Here is a 17765-nt window from a genome sequence, read left to right on the forward strand (position 1 = left end):
TGTTTTTATTTTGTCATTTTTCTAAAGTGGCTAACTTGATTATAAAATTCGCCGTTAGAAAAATTCCACTTTATACAATTATTTTCGTATAAGGTGGGATTTTGACATATAGTGACACTGGCAAGTCATATACTGTTAAGTGGAATCAGATGATTTCGAATATTTTTCCCATATTTATTTATGAGTACGTGATAAACCCCTTTATCCGTAGCTAAACGAAAAGTCCAGAAGCGTTTGCTTCTGGACTTTTTGTACTGTTTTTAATTATTCTCAATTAATATTCTAGCAACAGCTCTAGCGGAGAATGGATTTTGTCCGGTGATAAGTTGACCATCTTGAATAGCAAATTCTTTGTAGGCACGTTTCTTTTGAAAATTGGCACCGTGCATTTTAGCAACTTCTTCATTGAGGAAGGGAACAACTTTTCTTTTACCAGCTAAAATTTCTTCAGCAGTCGTAAAGCCAGTGATTTTTTTGTCAGCAATCAAGTAATTGCCGTCATCATCTTTAACGTTGAGTAAACCGGCAATGCCATAACAGACGGAGGTTACGAAGCCGCCTTGTTGATAAATTTTCTTAGTAATACTTTGCAATTCGGGATTGGTAGGGAAGTCCCACATAACTCCGTGTCCGCCAGTATAATAAATGGCCTGATAATCTTCGGGTTGAATTTGTGCTGGTTTCAATGAATTAGTTAAGGCTCGTTGTTGAAAATCAGAACTACTGTAAATTGCCATGGTAGATTTGTCGGTATATTTGAAACTGCGAGGATCAAGAGGAACGAAACCGCCTTTGGGGCTAACGTAGTCGACTTCAAATCCAGCTTTAGTCACTTCATCAACGAATTCGGTGGCTTCACCTAACCAGAGTCCGGTAGCTTGGTCAGTGCCTTTATATTCAATTGTATTTGTTAAAACAACTAGAATCTTTTTCATGAGTTACTCCTTATCTCGTTGTGGCATTAAAGCGGATAATCCTTGATGTTTGAGGGAGAACAGCAAAGCTCCCCAAGCATTGGTTGTATGTTGAATTGCTTTACCTTCAGCAATGCGCAACATTTGTTGTTGATAGAAACTTAAACCAATCAATGAACCCACTTTTTTATCCAATTTTTTTGAACCAGTAGTTAAATGATGTAGTTTTACAGAAGTAAAGTTACCCCATTTTAATTGGTTAGGCAAGTCAGGCACCATGACTAGAGGGCGGGCTAATCCGATAAAGTCAGTTTCGTTATTTTGAATAGCATTCTCCATACCGATGGCCGTGTTGAAACCACCTGTAACAACTATTGGAGTTGAAATAATCTGTTTTACTTTTTGAGCGTAGTCAATGAAGAAAGCACCTTTACCGATTCCTTGCATTTTAGGATTTTCGTAATTACCACCAGAAATTTCAATCAAATCGATACCTAATTGGTCCATTTTTTGAATTACTTGAAGTGAATCTTCTTCAGAGAATCCATCTGAACGGAAATCGGATGAATTGATTTTTAAAGCAATTGGGAAATCATGGCCAACTTTTTCGCGAATACCAGTGTAAATTTCGGTTAAGATACGCATTCTATTTTTCAATGTGCCACTGTATTCATCATTTCGTTGATTATCGTGTGGTGAAAGGAATTGGTTCAAAAGGTATCCGTGAGCTGCATGGATTTCGACTCCTGAAAAACCAGCTTGTTGTGCCATAGCTGCGGCTTCGGTGAACTTGTTAATGATTTGTTTAATTTCTTCAATACTTAAAGCTCTAGGCGTATTGAAGGCAAATCCGTTAGAACCAGTCATGGGAACGGCACTAGGAGCAACTGGTTGTTTACTGATGGTTTTAGGGGACTGTTTACCGGGATGATTTAATTGCATGAAAATTTTGGTATCATTCGTGGTTCCGGCTAGAGCCCACTTCTTTAATAAATTCAAATCCTGCTGACGATCAACAACAATATTGCCATATTCACCACGGGCATTGCGGTCGACCATAACATTTCCAGTAATAAGAAGACCAGTACCGCCTAGAGCCCACTTTTGATAAAGGGAGATGAGTTCTTTCGTTGGTTGATAGTTTTTGTCACCTAAGGTTTCGCTTAAAGCGGCCTTAGCAAATCTGTTTTTAATTGTAGTACCATTTTTTAAAGTTAAGGGTGTAAAGATAGTTGTCATAATATTCTCCTAATAATAAGTTTAAACATTTGAACCTATTGAGCAAAAAATAAATTTCATCCTACTTGGATGAAATACTATTCTCAAGTGAAACAGTTAAATCTTTGAGAAGTTGAACTGTGTCATCTAGTGAAACACGATATAGACGTTCTTTACCGACTTTGTTTACAGCAATAACACCAGCATCTAGCATTAATTTGAGGTGGTGGGAGACGGCCGGACGTGATAAGTTAATTTGTTCAGTAATTTGATTGACAGTTAATTCTTTATTTTTACATAGTAGCAAAATTATTTTCTGACGATTCTCATCTTGAAAGATACCAAAGATGGGCATACCTTTTCGAAAAAGGTTCATTGTTTCTTCAGCCATATTGATCTCCTTAATTTTATAGGTTTAAATGTTTAAACTTATAATAACTATTACAAATTAAAATGTCAACAAAAAAAACAGAGCCTCAGCTCTGTTTTAGTAATTACTATTTGATAGGATGCTTGTCTGTTAGTGCTTTTGTACGAGCATCTAATTTCTTTAATTCTTCAGGATCATTGTGATACTTAATAGCGTCAACAATAATACGTGCTACTTCTTCACAATCTTCTTCGTTAAAGCCTCTTGATGTGATAGCAGGAGTACCTAGACGTAGTCCAGATGTGTACTTAGGAGGTAATGGATCATTAGGAATAGCCTCCTTGTTAGTTGTGATGTGAATTGTATCAAGAAGGTTTTGAACTTCCATACCATTCATATCTGTTTCAGTTAGAACCACGTTTAGCAAGTGATTGTCTGTACCACCAGTTAGAACTGATAGGTTGTCAGCATCATTGATAACTTTGGCCATAGCTGCAGCATTTTTCACAACTTGTTCCATATAATCCTTGAATTGAGGTTGAAGATCTTCACCGAAAGCAACGGCCTTACCAGCAATAACATGTTCTAGTGGACCACCTTGAGTTCCTGGGAAAATAGCAGAGTTGATCTTTTTGCCTAATTCAGCTTTGGCAAGGATCATACCACCACGAGGACCTCTAAGAGTTTTGTGAGTAGTTGTTGTAACGATATCAGCAACGCCAACTGGATTTGGATGTAAACCAACAGCAACTAGTCCAGCGATGTGGGCCATATCAACCATTAGGTAAGCACCAACGGAGTCAGCAATTTCACGGAATTTGTTAAAGTCAATGATACGACTATATGCAGAAGCACCAGCAACGATAAGTTTTGGCTTTACTTCTTCAGCAATTCTTTGAACGTCATCATAATCGATGAAACCTTCAGCGTTAACACCATATGAATGGAAGTTATACATTTTACCAGAGAAGTTAACTTTTGAGCCGTGTGTCAAGTGACCACCAGCGTTAAGATCCATACCTAAAACAGAATCACCAGGTTTTAGAACTGCTTGGTAAGCTGCGGCATTAGCTTGTGAACCTGAATGTGGTTGAACATTAGCATATTCAGCATTGAATAATTTCTTAGCACGATCAATAGCAATTTGTTCAATTTGATCGATGTATTCACAACCACCATAGTAACGATGCCCTGGATAACCTTCAGCATATTTGTTTGTTAAAACTGATCCTTGAGCTTTTCTAACATTGTCAGAAACAAGGTTCTCGGAAGCAATCAACTCAATATTTCTATTTTGTCGTTCTTCTTCCTTTTTGATTAGATCGAAAACTTCTTTATCTCCTGTACTATATTGCACTACGACCATCTCCTTAATAATTATTATTAACTACACTTGTACCATCGCTATAGTTAATCTTAACACCCTTTTCAACGTTAAAAATATACACATTGAAAGATACTGCTTTATCTGATTGACCTGATGAAGTCATTGATTCAGCCATCATTTGAACACCACGTGCAACCAATTCATCATTACGATATATCGGTTTAACCCGATATCTGATATAGTTGCTAGGATTTTGCTTTAGGTAGTAGGCAATATCGTTTTCGTGTTTGAGCATTTCTGGTGAATTCAGAGAACGAGTACCGGTCATCAAGTTCTTAGGATTATTATTCTGTCCTGTTAATTGATAACCAATAAGGTGTGAACGATTATATAGCCAGCCACCCTTGATACGCTTATTGTGCCAACCAGTTGGATTAACATAAAGTGCTTCACGCTTTTGAGTAGGCATTAAGCTCTTGCTTAATAGTGCATCAGCTTGAATTGCACGGTTTAGGTTATCTAAATCGGCGAATTCTTGCCAGGGACCATTTGAGACATTTAGTTCGGATTTTGTAAAAGTAGGCGTATTGTTATTAACTTCTATTTCTTGGCTACCATTGTAATTCAGATTGGCCAGACTAGAACTCGAATAAGTTTTGCTCTTTTCAACTTGCTTCGGATTATCACCAGTTCCAATCCCATTATTTTGGTAGGATTCGTAAACGCCTGAACCACCAACCACAATCAGTAGTAATCCTAAAGATACCAGCTTGCGGTGCAGGCGTTTTTTGGGCTTGACCATGAATGTTGTAAACAACACGATGGCACCTAATAAAACAAGTAATAACATATACATAAAATCGTTCCCCTTACTATGAAGATTTTGGAAATCTCCATGTATGATTTTATCATATATTTTCAGAAATCTAGAACATTATTTCCCAAATTACAAAAATTAATTCGGAATTACCTTGACTAATTAGAAAAATTATATTAATTCATGATAAAATTCACTTAATAAGTATTAATGTGCAAAATGGGGGAAAGAAAGATGAATTTAGATGAAAAGTTTCAATATATGTCAACCGGACGTCCATATGATGATTTGGATCAATTATTGGTTGATGCTAGAGCAAAATCAACGGAATTAACCACTAAAATTAATAACGAAAGTAATGAAGCAAAGAAAGAAAAATTAGTTCGTCAATTATTTGGTGAAGCGGGTAAGGCACCATTTGTTAATCCTAATTTTCGTTGTGAATTTGGACGTAATATTTTTGTCGGTGATGATTTTTACGCAAACTATGATTGTGTCATTCTGGATGGAGCGAAAGTAACGATAGGAAATAAAGTATTGTTCGGACCTAAAGTTGGTTTGTATACTAGTAATCATCTGTTTGATGCTAAAGAGCGTGAAATTGGTGGGTGTATTGCCAAACCAATTTCGATAGGTAACCGCACTTGGTTGGCTGCTAATGTAACGGTTTTGCCAGGAGTGATAATTGGAAATGATGTGATTATAGGCGCAGGTAGTGTTGTAACACATGATATTCCTGATAAAGTTATCGCCGCTGGTAATCCTTGTAAGGTTATTCGTCCTATTACTGATGATGATAAGACCGGTTTTGTTGGTCATGATTTTATTTAAAATAAATAGCTCATTTAACCATAAAAGTTGAGTGAGCTATTTTTATACTATTCAAAAGTTTTTTTCAAAGCAGCAATACGATCATCCAAAGGTGGATGAGTATCGAAAAGTCCTGAGAAGTGTTTCTTTTTTGTTGGATCATCGATATACAAGGATGCACTTGCGTCGTCAACTCGGCGCATTGGTTTAGTGCTTTCCTTTAATTTCTCCAGAGCATTGATCAATCCTTGAGGATTACGAGTCAATTCAGCACCGGATACATCGGCTAAGTATTCACGATTTCTAGAAATAGCCATTTGAACTAAACTAGCAATCAATGGTCCCAAAATAGCGAAGACTAAACCTACTAGCCAAAGAACGACTCGGATAGCTCCAGAATTGTTGTTATCACGATCGTCACGATCCATAGGAATCCACCAACGATAGGCATTACCGATAATTGAGCAAATCAAAATGATGGCTGAAGATAAGGCTACAGAAATTGTTGATACTCGAATATCGTAATTTTTAACATGAGAGATCTCATGAGCCAAAACGCCTTCGAGTTCTTCACGATTCATCATTTGATAAAGACCAGTGGTAACAGCCACAGCGGCATGTTGGGGATCACGTCCGGTAGCAAAAGCATTGGGACTGGGATCATCAATAATATAAATATCTGGTAAAGGTATATCAGCAACCATTGAGAGATCTTCTACAATATGCCAGAGATCAGGAGCATCCTTGGCCGATTCCAATTTTTTAGCACCATTCATCTGCATGACGATACTAGTTGATTGAAAATAAGTTATCAGTGTATAGACAATAGCGATTACCAATGCAATAACGATACCTGAATAGATATTGTCAAAGAAATAAGCACCGATAAAACTACCTAAAGCCGCTAGTAACAAAAAGAAGAAAAAGAAAATAAAGTAAGTTTTACGTTTATTACGGTCAATTTGTTCATAAATCATAGGAAGACCTGATTAAAATTTAACCTTAGGTGCGGCTTTTTCAGCGTCAGGAATTTGAAGAAAGTCCATTTCCTTGAATCCATGGATACCAGCAATAAGATTACGAGGGAATGTTTCAATAGCGGTATCATAAGCCTGAACCTGACTATTGTAAGCTTGACGTGCATAAGATACTTTATTTTCAGTATTTGAAAGTTCTTCCATTAATTGTGAAAACTGTTGATTAGCTTTCAAATCTGGATAACTTTCAGCTAAAGCAAAAACCTGTCTTAAAGCACCAGTCAAAGCGTTGTCGGCCTCAACCTTATCTTGGAGACTGTCAGCGTTAGTAACATTGTTTCTCATAGCAACAACATTTGCTAGTGTTTCCTTTTCATGTGTAGCGTAACCTTTGACAGTTTCGACTAAGTTAGGAATCAAGTCAGTACGACGTTTTAGCTGAACATCGATTTGAGAACTGAACTCACGAGCACGATTGCGATATTTTACCAAACTATTGTACATGCCCGCATAGGCGACAATTATCACTAAAATAATGGCAATTATTATTATTGTTTTCATTTAAATCTCCTTCATTTCTTATTGGCTATATTCTACCATATTGCAATGATTCTAGTGAAAGTAGACAGAAAATTTTGACTAAAATGTTACTAATTTTTTGAAAAATAATCTATACTTAACAATTAAGGAAGGTATTCAAACAGGTTTTAAGGTGAATATTATGAAAAAAATGTTTTTACCCATTTTAATGCTTTCATCTGCCTTGCTTGGTATTGCACCATCGACTGCATGTGTAGATAGTTTGGTTGATACAAATTACACTGATGAGTTTGCTCAAAAGGCCAATAAGATTCTTGATCAAAAAGGCTTTTCCGGCAGTTTATTGGTTGTAAAGAATGGTAAGCCGATATTTGAAACTAGTCGAGGATATTCTAATTACGGTACTAGTCTTTATAATAATGATGAAACATCGTATGAAATAGATTCGATTCAGAAGAATTTAACAGCGGCAATGGTTATGAAATTAGTTCAAGAAAACAAATTGAGCTTGAATGACAAATTGTCACAATTTTATCCCGAAGTTCCAGGTAGTAATAACATAACACTCAGACAAATGATGGCTATGACGTCAGGCTTAATGCTGAAGGGGGACGTTGGACCATACAGAGTCATGTCAGATTCAGAAATTATCAATGCTGATATTAAGAATACAAAATATATCAGTCTATTACATGATAAGTGGAATTATCAAGCTATTAATTTCAATCTACTTTGTGGTATTTTGGAAAAAGTAACTGGTAAAACTTATCAACAATTATTCACGGAGACATATACTAATAAACTAAATCTCAAACATACTATCTTTGCTTATGACTATTCTCCAGACGTTGTTAAAGCAATTGGATATAACAACCCTAATCCTTTGTCGATCAAGATGGATTATCAAAATATCTTCTATACTAAGAGATATTATGAGTACGATGAATTAGGTACTGGACAAGTCTTCATGAGTGCCAATGATTTGTATAAAGCTGAAGAATATATCATGAATGGTTCCATGTTGACGAAGAAGTCACGCGATGAATTGTTTGTTCCCGGAAGTATCAGTACTTATGGCGGTGGTATGTATCATGGTAAGGATGATAATTATGCTAACGGTTGGGGATATGGTTTCCAGGGAGTAGTTCATATTTCTGATGATGGTAAAACGGCAGTTGTAGCTTTAGAGAATTACTCTAGAAAAGCAGCGGATGTTAAGCCATTTGTTAAACAAATTTATCAAATGGCTAATGATTAGCTTTGTAGTTTAGGAATAGTGTGCTATTATAATAGATGCGGGTATAGCCTATCCGCACAAAACTGTTTCATACATTCCAAAGATTTCTATGGAATGGTTTCTGGTCCTGCATCTTTGATGTAGGGCCTTTTTTTATGTGATAAATTAATTGTTTGATTGATTAAAAAGAGTTACGTTAATATTGACTTATAAAGGAGTGAATGTTGATGTACAAATTAAATGATGGACAAGTAATACCTGAAATAGGTTTTGGGACTTACAAATTAAATGGACGTAAAGGTGTTCAAAGTATAGTTTCTGCAATTAACAATGGGTATCGAATGCTAGATACGGCCTATAATTATGAAAATGAGGGTGCTGTAGGTCGTGCTATTTCTGAAAGTGGCATTGATCGTGATAAATTAGTTGTGACCTCTAAATTACCTGGTAGATACTATGCTTCTGATGATGCGATTGCTGCTTTGCAAGAATCACTTTATCGAGCACATTTAGATTATTTTGACCTTTATTTGTTACATTGGCCTAATCCCAAACGTGGAATGTATGTCGAAGCTTGGCAAGCTTTGATTGATGCGCAAAAATTTGGTCTGGTTAAATCAATTGGTGTATGTAACTTCTTGCCAGAACATTTAAATAAATTAAAGCAAGAGACTGGTATTTTACCGACTATTAACCAAATTGAATTGCATCCATATTTTAATCAGGCTGATATGCGTAAATTTGATAAGGATAATGGAATTATCACGATGGATTGGAGTCCGCTTGGGCGCGCCAGTTCTGTATTAAAGAATCCAGTTTTGATTGAATTAAGTAAGAAATATAATAAGTCAGTTGGTCAGATTATTTTGAGATGGGAACATCAATTGGGAACCGTACCAATTCCTAAGTCATCGTCGCCAATTAGACAAGTAGAGAATCTGAGTATTTTTGATTTTGAAATATCAAATACTGATATGGATAAAATTAATTCATTGACTAAATCAGATGGACGTAACAAGGACCAAGATCCTGCTGTTTATGAGGAATTCTAAAATGAGAGTGATATTTGAGACTATCTCAAATACCACTCTTTTTTTATATTGTCTCATTTTTTAGAGAATATAGAATTTAAAAAATAATATTATTTTGGAATATCTATTGAAATTTAGAAATATAAGAACTATATTCTAGCTGTAAACGATTTCAACTAAGAAAGCTAATAATTCAAGAGGTGGTTCTTATGTATAGAAGTAACGGAAATTATGAGGCATTTGCTAGACCAATGAAACCAGTTGGCGTTGATGATAAGTCAGCATACATTGTTGGTTCTGGATTAGCTGGTTTGGCAGCTGCGTCATTTCTCGTACGTGATGGTCAAATGAAAGGCGACAAGATTCATGTCCTAGAAGAATTAGCTCTACCTGGTGGTAGTATGGATGGTATTTGGAATGAACAAAAGGGTTATATCATCCGTGGTGGTAGAGAGATGGAACCTCATTTCGAAACACTTTGGGATTTGTTTAGATCAATTCCATCATTGGAAAATCCTGATGCATCTGTTTTGGATGAATTTTATTGGTTGAATAAAGAAGATCCTAGTTTCTCACATGGCAGAGTTATCCAAGAGCAAGGAAAAGAATTGCCAACTGAAGGAGATTTAACATTAACACCAAAGGCAGTTCAAGAACTATTGGATTTGGTTATGACACCTGAAAAGGATTTGGGTGATAAGAAGATCAATGAAGTCTTCTCAGAGGACTTTTTGAATTCTAACTTCTGGCTCTACTGGTCAACAATGTTTGCTTTCGAACCTTGGGCTAGTGCTATGGAAATGAGACGTTATTTGATGCGTTTCTGTCATCATATTGATTCATTGTCAAATCTTTCATCATTGAGATTCACCAAATACAATCAATATGAATCCTTGATTCAACCTTTGATTAAATTCTTGGAGAGTAAAGGTGTTCAATTCACATATAATACTCATGTAAATAATATTAAGGTTGATACATCAAATGGTTCTAAAGTGGCTAAAGAAATCGACCTTACAACTGATGGCAAAGATAACACAATCAGTTTGACAGAAAATGATTTAGTCTTTGTAACAAATGGTTCAATTACTGAGAGCACAACTTATGGTGACAAGACTCATCCAGCACCAACCGAACATGAATTGGGTAGCAGTTGGCAATTATGGGAAAACTTAGCTAAACAAGATGAGGCTTTTGGTCATCCAGACAAATTCTGTAAGAATATCCCTGAAGCAAACTGGACTATTTCTGGAACAGTTACTTTAACTGATGATGAAGTAACACCATATATCGAGAAGATCAGTAAGAAAGATCTACATAGCGGTTCAATCGTAACCAGTGGTCCAGTAAGTATCAAAGATTCTAACTGGTTATATGGATATTCCATCAGTCGTCAAAAACACTTTAAGAGACAAAAGGATAACGAATTGGTTGTCTGGGTTTATGGACTATTCTCAGATAAACCAGGTAATTTCGTAAATAAGAAGATCACTGAGTGTACTGGTGATGAATTATGTGAAGAGTGGCTTTATCATATTGGTGTTCCAACTGATAAGATCAAGGATATTGCTGAAAATCATGCAAGTACTATTCCAGCACATATGCCATACATCACTTCATACTTTATGCCAAGAAAACTTGGAGATCGTCCATTAGTTGTTCCAGAAGGATCAAAGAACTTAGCCTTCATTGGTAATTTTGCTGAAACAGACCGTGATACAGTCTTCACAACAGAATATTCAGTTAGAACAGCTATGGAAGCCGTTTATACTTTGTTGAATGTTGATCGTGGAGTTCCTGAAGTCTTTGGTTCAGCTTATGATGTACGTACATTGATGCGTGCTATCTACTATCTAGATGGTAAGAAGAAGCTTGAAGATATTAAATTGCCATTTAAGGAACGTTTGGTAGAGAAGAAAGTTATGGAGAAGATCCATGGAACTTATATTGAAGAACTATTGAAAGATGCACATCTCTTGTAATATAAAGAAAAACACCTCAATTCGTAAATGAAGAATTGAGGTGTTTTTTAGTCGAAATAAGTTTGCCAATCTTTAGAATTATGGCATTTAAAGGCCATTTTGAAATCTTCGGGGAGGTTACGTTCCAGTGAAAGATTCAAATTCAAGGCTTCATCGAGTGTAAAGTATTTAACATTAGAGGTCTCAACGCCGCTATGAATATCATCTTCAGTTGGAGTACATTCGAAGAAAAGCTTGTAAATGTAACTGAGATTTTTCTTAGGATAATGGTTCTTTTGCATATCCTTGATGGCAATTAGACGTAGGGGTTTGGTGTGAATACCAGCCTCCTCGAAAGTTTCCTTAGTGGCAATTTCACTGGCAGAGTAACCAATATCAGCCCAACCTCCAGGAATAGACCACTTACCATTACTCTTTTCCTGAACTAAAAGAATCTTATCATCTTTAAAAGCAGTAGCACGGACATCAACCTTAGGAGTAACATAACCAGTATCTGCATCGAAAAAGATATTCAGATTCTCAGGTGTCGCATTATTCGTCAATTGTGCTGTCAATTTCTTAGCGACATCCTCTAATTGTTGATAACGTTCTAAGTCAAAAACGTCCTTGCTATAATGTTTACCAGATTGAGCGATTGCTTGAAGTTTTTCAAGTAATAATTCAATATCATCATCCATCTTTTTATACCTTCCTTTTAAGAAAGTATAACATTTATAAGTATTTTTTTAATTGACCTTAGCGTAGGGACGTTCATGAATGAAATCGTTAAATATATCGTACTTTTTAATACTTTCTAGTTTGTGATATTTAGTTTGGATTTTTTCTGTAATATGAGCCATCAAGTAGATACTGTCCAATAACATAAAATGGGAATTATTCTGACGGGTAAAATTGATACCTTTTTCAACCATTTCAATGGCTTGGTTGTACTTGTTAAGCGCAAGATAGGAGAGAGCGGCAACAAAATAGATTATATTGAGATTTTCATCGTAAGTGATTTTATTGAGATCTCTTTGAGCTAATTCAATTTGTCTGTTAGCGGATCTACGTAGTCCTTGCTTAGCATAAACATAGGCCAAAGTGATATTGCAAATACGAGTTAAGGTAGTTTGTTTACGACTGTGTCCAGCACTAGCTAAGGACAATTTTAGAAGCTCTTTAGAACTATCGAAATTATGTTCTAAATGTAAATCACATACAGCCAGATAGAAATAATAGGCTTGCGTCTGTTTTCCTGTTTGAACTGATTCGATAACAGTGGGACGATTCAGATAAGTCTTGAGTAGCTGATAGTTTCTACTATTATATAGTGAACGAACTTTTTGATTGAAATAACGATCTTTACAGATATTAAAATCCTGTGCTAGAAGTAAATCGTCAAAATTGATCGACAGCCTTTGACACAAGTTGATTAAGAGTTGTGTGTTAGGGATGTATTTATTGTGTTCAATTTCAGAAAGGGTGGATTGAGAACAAATATTTTCAGCTGTTTCCAGTTGCGAAAGTTGTCGACGCTGACGAGTTTCTTTTAATATGTCCCCTAAGTTGTCCATATGTTAACACCTACTTGTTTTAATTAATAATTTATAAGTAAATGATATAAAAGTAGTGTGTATTTTCTGTTCAATTATTGTAAAGTTTTGTAAATGTGTATGTAAATTTTCAGGAAAAATTATGTTTATTAATTAAATCAGGTTGAATGGGTCGTTGATTTTTATCAGAATCAACTTGGTAATTGATAATCATATTAACTGAGTCTGTCGTTAAAATATTGATAATAGTGTTTTTCATAACAAATAATTCGTAATCACGAAAAGTTTTATCTTCAATAGGTGCCATGATTAGTTACCTCCAGTCTCTTATCTTTAGAATAATATATTGTAAAACTGTAAAGATTGAGAGGAGTAATAATTTGCTTTGACTAGTTTAATTGTCTATTTTTGTTGCGAGGAAATAGATTCCAACCAAGTATACGATCAATGTAAATGTGCAGATACCAGATGATAATTAGACTTATTAGGTAATGACTGTTAATACTGAATATTAAGATAATTGTTGGAAGAATTAGAGTATGTGTTAAATTATATGAAAACTCACCAATTTTTTTTGAAAAAATGAAACCTAATGCAGAAATATCAGGTAACAGATAAAATATTAATAGGTTAAGCCATGATCCGTAAGAAGGGTAAATTGTTAATAGTAATAAAACGAATGTTACATTTTCTAAACGGTAATAAATTATTTTTTTCGTGATAATGTACTTCCCATATGAATCATTACGGTATTAACTAAAGTAATTGTTAAATAGATTAATCCGATTAATGTGGATTCTTTGGATATTAGTAAATAAGTACAAGTTCCAAAAATTATGAGTTCAATAAAAATTCTTAAGATTGCAGGACCTTGTTTTGGAGAATGGGGTGCTATGAAAAATCCCCATAATGATATGAAAATTATTGGTAGAAGTATTCCAATCAAAATATTTAATGGTAATGAATATTTTGTTAAGCCGATAGTAATGATAAGGATTGTAGTTGTTATTTCGATTAGAAATCTAATTGGAGCGTTGAGTGTAAATAAATTCATTTGATGTTACCTGATTTCTTTATAGATTAATCAGATAGTATCATGGGGCCTAACCCCCGAGTCAATTAGCACGTTTGGAGGATCTGAGATGAATGTTGCAGAATTTTGTAAAAAGGTTGATACCACTAGAGATACATTGAGATTGTATGATCAAATGGGTTTATTGAAACCCAAGAGAAATCAGAATAATTATCGAAATTTTAGTATTGAGGATCAAAAAACTTTTGCGATTATCCGTAATTTGCAGAAAGCTAGCCTAACTTTGGAAGAAATAAAAATAGTTTTGGAATTACGAAATAAACCAATCACGGAAGATTGTCATACGGATACTCAGGAATTTATTAAGAATAAGAGAAATGAATTTCAAAAGAAACGTGATTTTTATGAACAACTGTTAGTTGTGACTGATGAGATGAGTAGTGCCTTGGATGATTCACAAACTGATATGGAACAGTTTATTGAAAAATTTGGCGAAATAGAATAAAAAAATATCACGAAGTTCGTGATATTTAGTGGGAGATTATGATGGCTGATAGACCATATTTTTCTAAAAAATTATCGGTGGAAGATTTTCAGAAGTTCTATTGGTATAAAACAGAATTAGTACAGATTTGTAAAGATAATCAGTTGCCTAGTTATGGAACTAAGGCTGAATTGAATCAATATATTATTCAGTATTTGAGTGGCATACCACAATCACAAATAAAAACTGGCGGACTAATACTCACATTTCATCATTGAAGACGGAACAAATCAATCCGCAGACTAAATTATTAGCCACGGGATTCAAATTGAATGCAGAAGCTAGAAAGTTTTTCGCTGATTATTTTCAAATGAGTAAATTCAGTTTTAAAAAGTCCATGGCAATTAAAATGCGCCAAGTTCAAAGTGATCAGGACACTTCAGCCACGGTACAGGATTTAATTGATGCCTATCAGAATAAAACTTTGACTGACAATGAGGAAGAACACACTTACCAATGGAATAATTTTGTAAAAGATTTTAACCATGATGAGCGTTCAAAAAAATATTCGCAAAAATGAAGGTTGCGGCTATTATTTGGTCTAAAGTTCGTGATGGTCAAACTGATAAGACTTATCGTTCACAACTAATTGATCAGTATCAAAGTGAAATTGAAAAGTATCGAAAAAATTAAGCTAACGTAAAGCCCTGTTCTTTAAGAAAACTGGCTACCTCTGGACGTCTAATTTGTTTGAAAATTGTTAAGTTCTTTTCAGACCAATTGGTGTCGGAAGCATTAGTTTTACGATTAGCATAATATTCGTGGACATCTTGATCATATGCTTTTAAATCAGTGAATTTCTGATTGTCATATGTGTTAGTAGCGACTTGATTAGCCTGTGGTAGGCGTGGTTTATGCTGATTTTTCGTTGCAGGAATACCAACCGTCATACCAAAGACGGGAACAGTGAATTTTGGTAGATTCAGTAATTCAGCCACTCGTTTGATATTGTTACGAAGACTACCAATATAGCAGATACCCAAATCCATTGATTCAGCGGCAACTGCCATATTTTGAGCAGCAATAGTCGTATCAACGACACTGACAATCAATGATTCCATATTCTTTAAACTATCTAAGCTTTGATTATGTGCTTTTAAAATACTAGCCTGACGGTTTAAATCGGCTACAAAAACATAAAATGTATCGGCTTTTTTAACATGTGGGGAGCTAATGGTAATATCAGCTAACTCATTTCTAAGTTTCTGATCAGTTATTTCGATGATAGAAAAAGCTTGAACAAACTCAGATGTGGAACCACTTTGAGCTGCAGCTAATAGTGATTGCTTTTGATCAGCGGTGATGGCTTGATCTTTAAATTCACGTACAGAAACGTGTTCAGTCATATTCTTAATTGTTGAATTCATTTTTACCCTCTTTTTTGAATGGACGAAAAGTCTCATGTTTAGATTGATATTCAGCGACGTCAATAATTTTATTATCTTTAAATTGAATTATTGAGGCACCGTCGAAGTCGTATTCAGTATGCTCAACAGCATGAAAATACCATAACACTGTATAAGTGTTTTTGTCTGTTGGGAGGATTTTATCAATTCGCCAGTTTAAAACTTTTTGGCGATTCATCATATTGTCGATAAATTGATGTAGTTCATCCAGACCAATATATATAGGACCGTAACATTCGCGATAAATGATTTTTTCGTCGATGTAGGTGTCTAGATCTGAAAAGTCCCGTGTAAGCCAGGATTGAAAATATTTTTTGATGATAGCTGTATTATCCATAAGATTCTCCATTGATTTTTTACAAGTTAACTTTAATTATAGGAATCTTTAGTAACCTTTTCTAGTACAAATAACAGTATTATCAAGTGATTGATCAATGTAATTGAGGATATTCAAATAAGCACTAGTAATAATCTTTTTAGGGATCATTGCTAGTGCTTATTTTCGTAAAAGTTTATTTTATATCATTTTCTGATAAATTTAATTCGTGAGCTACTCTTAAACCATATTCTTTATCAGCGGCATAAAATTGTTTAGTTTCTAAAATTTGAATTTCTTTGTCATCAAAGCTTCCGAGTCCAGAAACAATATTTTCAATTAGTCTATCTTTTTCATCGGATGTCAATAGACGATAAAGATCACCTGCTTGGGTCGTGTAGTCGACCTTGTATTCATAAGGAGTATTAGCAGCTTTACCTTCTACATCAAATTTAGCGATACTTTTATTGATTTGTTCCTTAGGACCATTTTCTGAGTTGGGTTCGTAATTAACATTGCCATCGGGATTTTGCGTTTGCATAAATCCGTCACGAGCATAATTGTGTACGGGAACTACGGGCTTATTTACAGGTAACTGTTCATAGTTAGCTCCTAAACGGTATCTTTCGGCATCTTTGTAGCCGAACAATCTACCCTGCAAAAGTTTATCAGGGGAAGCTTCAATTCCGGGTACAAAATTGGCAGGTGAGAAAGCAGATTCTTCGACATCTTGAAAATAGTTATCAGGATTTTCATTTAGCGTAAATTTACCAATTTTAATTAGAGGGTAGTCTTTTTGAGATACAACTTTAGTAACATCAAAAATATCCCATTTATAATTTAATCCTTCTTCATAGGGAATTAATTGTACGTAGACGGTCCAAGAAGGATAGTCTTTTTTCTCAATGGCGTCGAACAGCTCATCTTGTAAGTAATCTGTATTTTCACCAGATAACTTTTCAGCTAAATCATTGGATAAGTTCTTAACACCCTGATCCGTTTTGAAATGGTATTTGACCCAGAATTGTTCACCTTTTTCGTTAACCCATTTAAATGTATGAGAACCATAGCCTTCCATCGTTCGATAAGATGCGGGGATTCCACGGTCTGACATTAGGATAGTTACTTGATGAAGAGATTCAGGCGAATGAGCCCAAAAATCCCACTGCATTTTCTGATTTCTTCGATTAGTACGAGGATCACGTTTTTGTGAATGTATGAAATCAGGAAACTTTAAAGGATCATTAACAAAAAATACTGGTGTGTTGTTACCAACAATATCGTAATTTCCTTCTTGAGTGTAAAATCTCAGGGCAAAGCCACGAACATCTCGAACGGTATCGGGATAACCTTTTTCCCCGGCAACTTGAGAAAACCTGATAAAAATTGGTGTTTTCTTATTAACACCGTTGAATAAGTCAGCCTTAGTATACTGACTCATATCTTTAGTCAATTCAAAATAACCCTTGGCACCGGCACCTTTAGCGTGGACGACTCTTTCAGGGATTCGCTCGCGGTTAAAATGTGCGAGCTTTTCAAGAAGAGCATAATCTTGAATTAAAACTGGTCCTCTAGTACCAGCGGTTAAGGAATGTTGATTGTCAGCCCAAGGTTGACCTGATTCAGTGGTAAGTTTTTCGGTCATATTCTTATCTCCATTATTTTTCAAGCAAGAGGCTATTAAATGTCTCATTACAATTTGGATTGATTC

General features: G+C 35.0%; 20 protein-coding genes and 1 pseudogene. 6 read left to right on the forward strand and 15 right to left on the reverse strand.

What is annotated here, in order from left to right; genetic code table 11:
• Positions 1-260 precede the first annotated feature (260 nt).
• From FD33_RS03955 to FD33_RS03975, 5 genes are all read right to left on the reverse strand, one after another.
• Complete coding sequence (locus FD33_RS03955) at positions 261-935, reverse strand: type 1 glutamine amidotransferase domain-containing protein (protein WP_056955777.1); 675 nt, start codon at positions 933-935, stop codon at positions 261-263.
• A gap of 3 nt (positions 936-938) precedes the next feature.
• Positions 939-2153 carry an NADH:flavin oxidoreductase/NADH oxidase family protein gene (locus FD33_RS03960; RefSeq protein ID WP_025084816.1) on the reverse strand — a complete coding sequence of 405 codons (1215 nt, stop codon included), beginning with the start codon at positions 2151-2153 and terminating at the stop codon, positions 939-941.
• A gap of 61 nt (positions 2154-2214) precedes the next feature.
• Positions 2215-2523, reverse strand: a complete 309-nt coding sequence (locus FD33_RS03965; RefSeq protein WP_025084815.1) for an ArsR/SmtB family transcription factor — start codon at positions 2521-2523, stop codon at positions 2215-2217.
• A 106-nt stretch (positions 2524-2629) separates the two neighbouring features.
• On the reverse strand, positions 2630-3868 hold the full coding sequence (glyA, locus tag FD33_RS03970; RefSeq protein WP_034543912.1) for a serine hydroxymethyltransferase: 1239 nt from the start codon (positions 3866-3868) through the stop codon (positions 2630-2632).
• A gap of 4 nt (positions 3869-3872) precedes the next feature.
• Positions 3873-4685, reverse strand: a complete 813-nt coding sequence (locus FD33_RS03975; protein ID WP_025084813.1) for a DNA/RNA non-specific endonuclease — start codon at positions 4683-4685, stop codon at positions 3873-3875.
• 195 nt (positions 4686-4880) lie between these two features.
• Here FD33_RS03975 and FD33_RS03980 point away from each other — a divergent pair, with 195 nt between their 5' ends.
• Positions 4881-5477: a sugar O-acetyltransferase gene (locus tag FD33_RS03980; protein ID WP_025084812.1), complete on the forward strand. Its 597-nt coding sequence runs from the start codon at positions 4881-4883 to the stop codon at positions 5475-5477.
• A 47-nt stretch (positions 5478-5524) separates the two neighbouring features.
• Here the strand turns inward: FD33_RS03980 and htpX are convergent, their stop codons facing one another.
• Entirely contained in the window at positions 5525-6433 is a 909-nt protein-coding gene (gene htpX, locus FD33_RS03985; protein ID WP_025084811.1) for a zinc metalloprotease HtpX, read from the reverse strand.
• Between the two features lie 12 nt (positions 6434-6445).
• Entirely contained in the window at positions 6446-6994 is a 549-nt protein-coding gene (locus tag FD33_RS03990; RefSeq protein ID WP_025084810.1) for a LemA family protein, read from the reverse strand.
• Between the two features lie 160 nt (positions 6995-7154).
• Between FD33_RS03990 and FD33_RS03995 the strand changes: the two genes are divergently transcribed.
• The 3 genes from FD33_RS03995 to FD33_RS04005 all read left to right on the forward strand — a co-directional run bounded on the left by FD33_RS03995 (position 7155) and on the right by FD33_RS04005 (position 11223).
• A complete protein-coding gene (locus FD33_RS03995; protein ID WP_025084809.1) occupies positions 7155-8231 on the forward strand; it encodes a serine hydrolase domain-containing protein in 1077 nt (358 codons plus the stop codon).
• Between the two features lie 200 nt (positions 8232-8431).
• On the forward strand, positions 8432-9262 hold the full coding sequence (locus FD33_RS04000; RefSeq protein ID WP_025084808.1) for an aldo/keto reductase: 831 nt from the start codon (positions 8432-8434) through the stop codon (positions 9260-9262).
• 188 nt (positions 9263-9450) lie between these two features.
• The gene (locus FD33_RS04005) at positions 9451-11223 is read left to right on the forward strand and encodes an oleate hydratase (RefSeq protein WP_025084807.1); all 1773 of its coding nucleotides are present in this window, start codon (positions 9451-9453) and stop codon (positions 11221-11223) included.
• A 47-nt stretch (positions 11224-11270) separates the two neighbouring features.
• Here the strand turns inward: FD33_RS04005 and FD33_RS04010 are convergent, their stop codons facing one another.
• The 5 genes from FD33_RS04010 to FD33_RS13150 form a co-directional block, all read right to left on the reverse strand.
• Positions 11271-11900 carry an NUDIX hydrolase N-terminal domain-containing protein gene (locus tag FD33_RS04010; RefSeq protein WP_025084806.1) on the reverse strand — a complete coding sequence of 210 codons (630 nt, stop codon included), beginning with the start codon at positions 11898-11900 and terminating at the stop codon, positions 11271-11273.
• A gap of 48 nt (positions 11901-11948) precedes the next feature.
• Positions 11949-12776, reverse strand: coding sequence for a helix-turn-helix domain-containing protein (locus tag FD33_RS04015; protein ID WP_025084805.1), 828 nt, complete (start codon positions 12774-12776; stop codon positions 11949-11951).
• Positions 12777-12885: 109 nt separating this feature from the next.
• Entirely contained in the window at positions 12886-13062 is a 177-nt protein-coding gene (locus tag FD33_RS12620; protein ID WP_156407822.1) for a hypothetical protein, read from the reverse strand.
• 82 nt (positions 13063-13144) lie between these two features.
• Positions 13145-13480, reverse strand: coding sequence for a DUF4260 family protein (locus FD33_RS13145; protein ID WP_081784493.1), 336 nt, complete (start codon positions 13478-13480; stop codon positions 13145-13147).
• Positions 13462-13809 (reverse strand): DUF2568 domain-containing protein, encoded by a 348-nt coding sequence (locus tag FD33_RS13150; protein ID WP_081784492.1) that lies wholly within the window; start codon positions 13807-13809, stop codon positions 13462-13464. Before FD33_RS13150 ends, FD33_RS13145 begins: the two co-directional genes overlap by 19 nt.
• A gap of 88 nt (positions 13810-13897) precedes the next feature.
• On the opposite strand from FD33_RS13150, the gene FD33_RS04020 reads away from it, so the two are divergent.
• Positions 13898-14293, forward strand: a complete 396-nt coding sequence (locus FD33_RS04020; RefSeq protein ID WP_025084804.1) for a MerR family transcriptional regulator — start codon at positions 13898-13900, stop codon at positions 14291-14293.
• A 41-nt stretch (positions 14294-14334) separates the two neighbouring features.
• Positions 14335-14965 (forward strand): annotated as a pseudogene (locus FD33_RS04025) (SAP domain-containing protein).
• Here FD33_RS04025 and nfsA read toward each other — a convergent pair.
• The 3 genes from nfsA to FD33_RS04040 form a co-directional block, all read right to left on the reverse strand.
• Complete coding sequence (gene nfsA / locus FD33_RS04030; RefSeq protein WP_025084803.1) at positions 14962-15699, reverse strand: oxygen-insensitive NADPH nitroreductase; 738 nt, start codon at positions 15697-15699, stop codon at positions 14962-14964. The pseudogene FD33_RS04025 and the gene nfsA overlap by 4 nt on opposite strands.
• Positions 15683-16075 carry a nuclear transport factor 2 family protein gene (locus tag FD33_RS04035; RefSeq protein WP_025084802.1) on the reverse strand — a complete coding sequence of 131 codons (393 nt, stop codon included), beginning with the start codon at positions 16073-16075 and terminating at the stop codon, positions 15683-15685. The genes nfsA and FD33_RS04035 overlap by 17 nt, the downstream gene beginning before the upstream one ends.
• Before the next feature lie 175 nt (positions 16076-16250).
• Positions 16251-17699 (reverse strand): catalase, encoded by a 1449-nt coding sequence (locus FD33_RS04040; RefSeq protein ID WP_056955778.1) that lies wholly within the window; start codon positions 17697-17699, stop codon positions 16251-16253.
• Positions 17700-17765 lie beyond the last annotated feature (66 nt).

The organism is Companilactobacillus paralimentarius DSM 13238 = JCM 10415 (assembly GCF_001434985.1).
GTDB lineage: Bacteria > Bacillota > Bacilli > Lactobacillales > Lactobacillaceae > Companilactobacillus > Companilactobacillus paralimentarius.

What these genes read in the sequence shown, in the direction of transcription:
- FD33_RS03955 (WP_056955777.1), bottom strand. Translation starts at nt 935, where the DNA reads ATGAAAAAGATTCTAGTTGTTTTAACAAATACAATTGAATATAAAGGC.
- FD33_RS03960 (WP_025084816.1), bottom strand. Translation starts at nt 2,153, where the DNA reads ATGACAACTATCTTTACACCCTTAACTTTAAAAAATGGTACTACAATT.
- FD33_RS03965 (WP_025084815.1), bottom strand. Translation starts at nt 2,523, where the DNA reads ATGGCTGAAGAAACAATGAACCTTTTTCGAAAAGGTATGCCCATCTTT.
- glyA (WP_034543912.1), bottom strand. Translation starts at nt 3,868, where the DNA reads ATGGTCGTAGTGCAATATAGTACAGGAGATAAAGAAGTTTTCGATCTA.
- FD33_RS03975 (WP_025084813.1), bottom strand. Translation starts at nt 4,685, where the DNA reads ATGTATATGTTATTACTTGTTTTATTAGGTGCCATCGTGTTGTTTACA.
- FD33_RS03980 (WP_025084812.1), top strand. Translation starts at nt 4,881, where the DNA reads ATGAATTTAGATGAAAAGTTTCAATATATGTCAACCGGACGTCCATAT.
- htpX (WP_025084811.1), bottom strand. Translation starts at nt 6,433, where the DNA reads ATGATTTATGAACAAATTGACCGTAATAAACGTAAAACTTACTTTATT.
- FD33_RS03990 (WP_025084810.1), bottom strand. Translation starts at nt 6,994, where the DNA reads ATGAAAACAATAATAATAATTGCCATTATTTTAGTGATAATTGTCGCC.
- FD33_RS03995 (WP_025084809.1), top strand. Translation starts at nt 7,155, where the DNA reads ATGAAAAAAATGTTTTTACCCATTTTAATGCTTTCATCTGCCTTGCTT.
- FD33_RS04000 (WP_025084808.1), top strand. Translation starts at nt 8,432, where the DNA reads ATGTTGATGTACAAATTAAATGATGGACAAGTAATACCTGAAATAGGT.
- FD33_RS04005 (WP_025084807.1), top strand. Translation starts at nt 9,451, where the DNA reads ATGTATAGAAGTAACGGAAATTATGAGGCATTTGCTAGACCAATGAAA.
- FD33_RS04010 (WP_025084806.1), bottom strand. Translation starts at nt 11,900, where the DNA reads ATGGATGATGATATTGAATTATTACTTGAAAAACTTCAAGCAATCGCT.
- FD33_RS04015 (WP_025084805.1), bottom strand. Translation starts at nt 12,776, where the DNA reads ATGGACAACTTAGGGGACATATTAAAAGAAACTCGTCAGCGTCGACAA.
- FD33_RS12620 (WP_156407822.1), bottom strand. Translation starts at nt 13,062, where the DNA reads ATGGCACCTATTGAAGATAAAACTTTTCGTGATTACGAATTATTTGTT.
- FD33_RS13150 (WP_081784492.1), bottom strand. Translation starts at nt 13,809, where the DNA reads ATGAATTTATTTACACTCAACGCTCCAATTAGATTTCTAATCGAAATA.
- FD33_RS04020 (WP_025084804.1), top strand. Translation starts at nt 13,898, where the DNA reads ATGAATGTTGCAGAATTTTGTAAAAAGGTTGATACCACTAGAGATACA.
- nfsA (WP_025084803.1), bottom strand. Translation starts at nt 15,699, where the DNA reads ATGAATTCAACAATTAAGAATATGACTGAACACGTTTCTGTACGTGAA.
- FD33_RS04035 (WP_025084802.1), bottom strand. Translation starts at nt 16,075, where the DNA reads ATGGATAATACAGCTATCATCAAAAAATATTTTCAATCCTGGCTTACA.
- FD33_RS04040 (WP_056955778.1), bottom strand. Translation starts at nt 17,699, where the DNA reads ATGACCGAAAAACTTACCACTGAATCAGGTCAACCTTGGGCTGACAAT.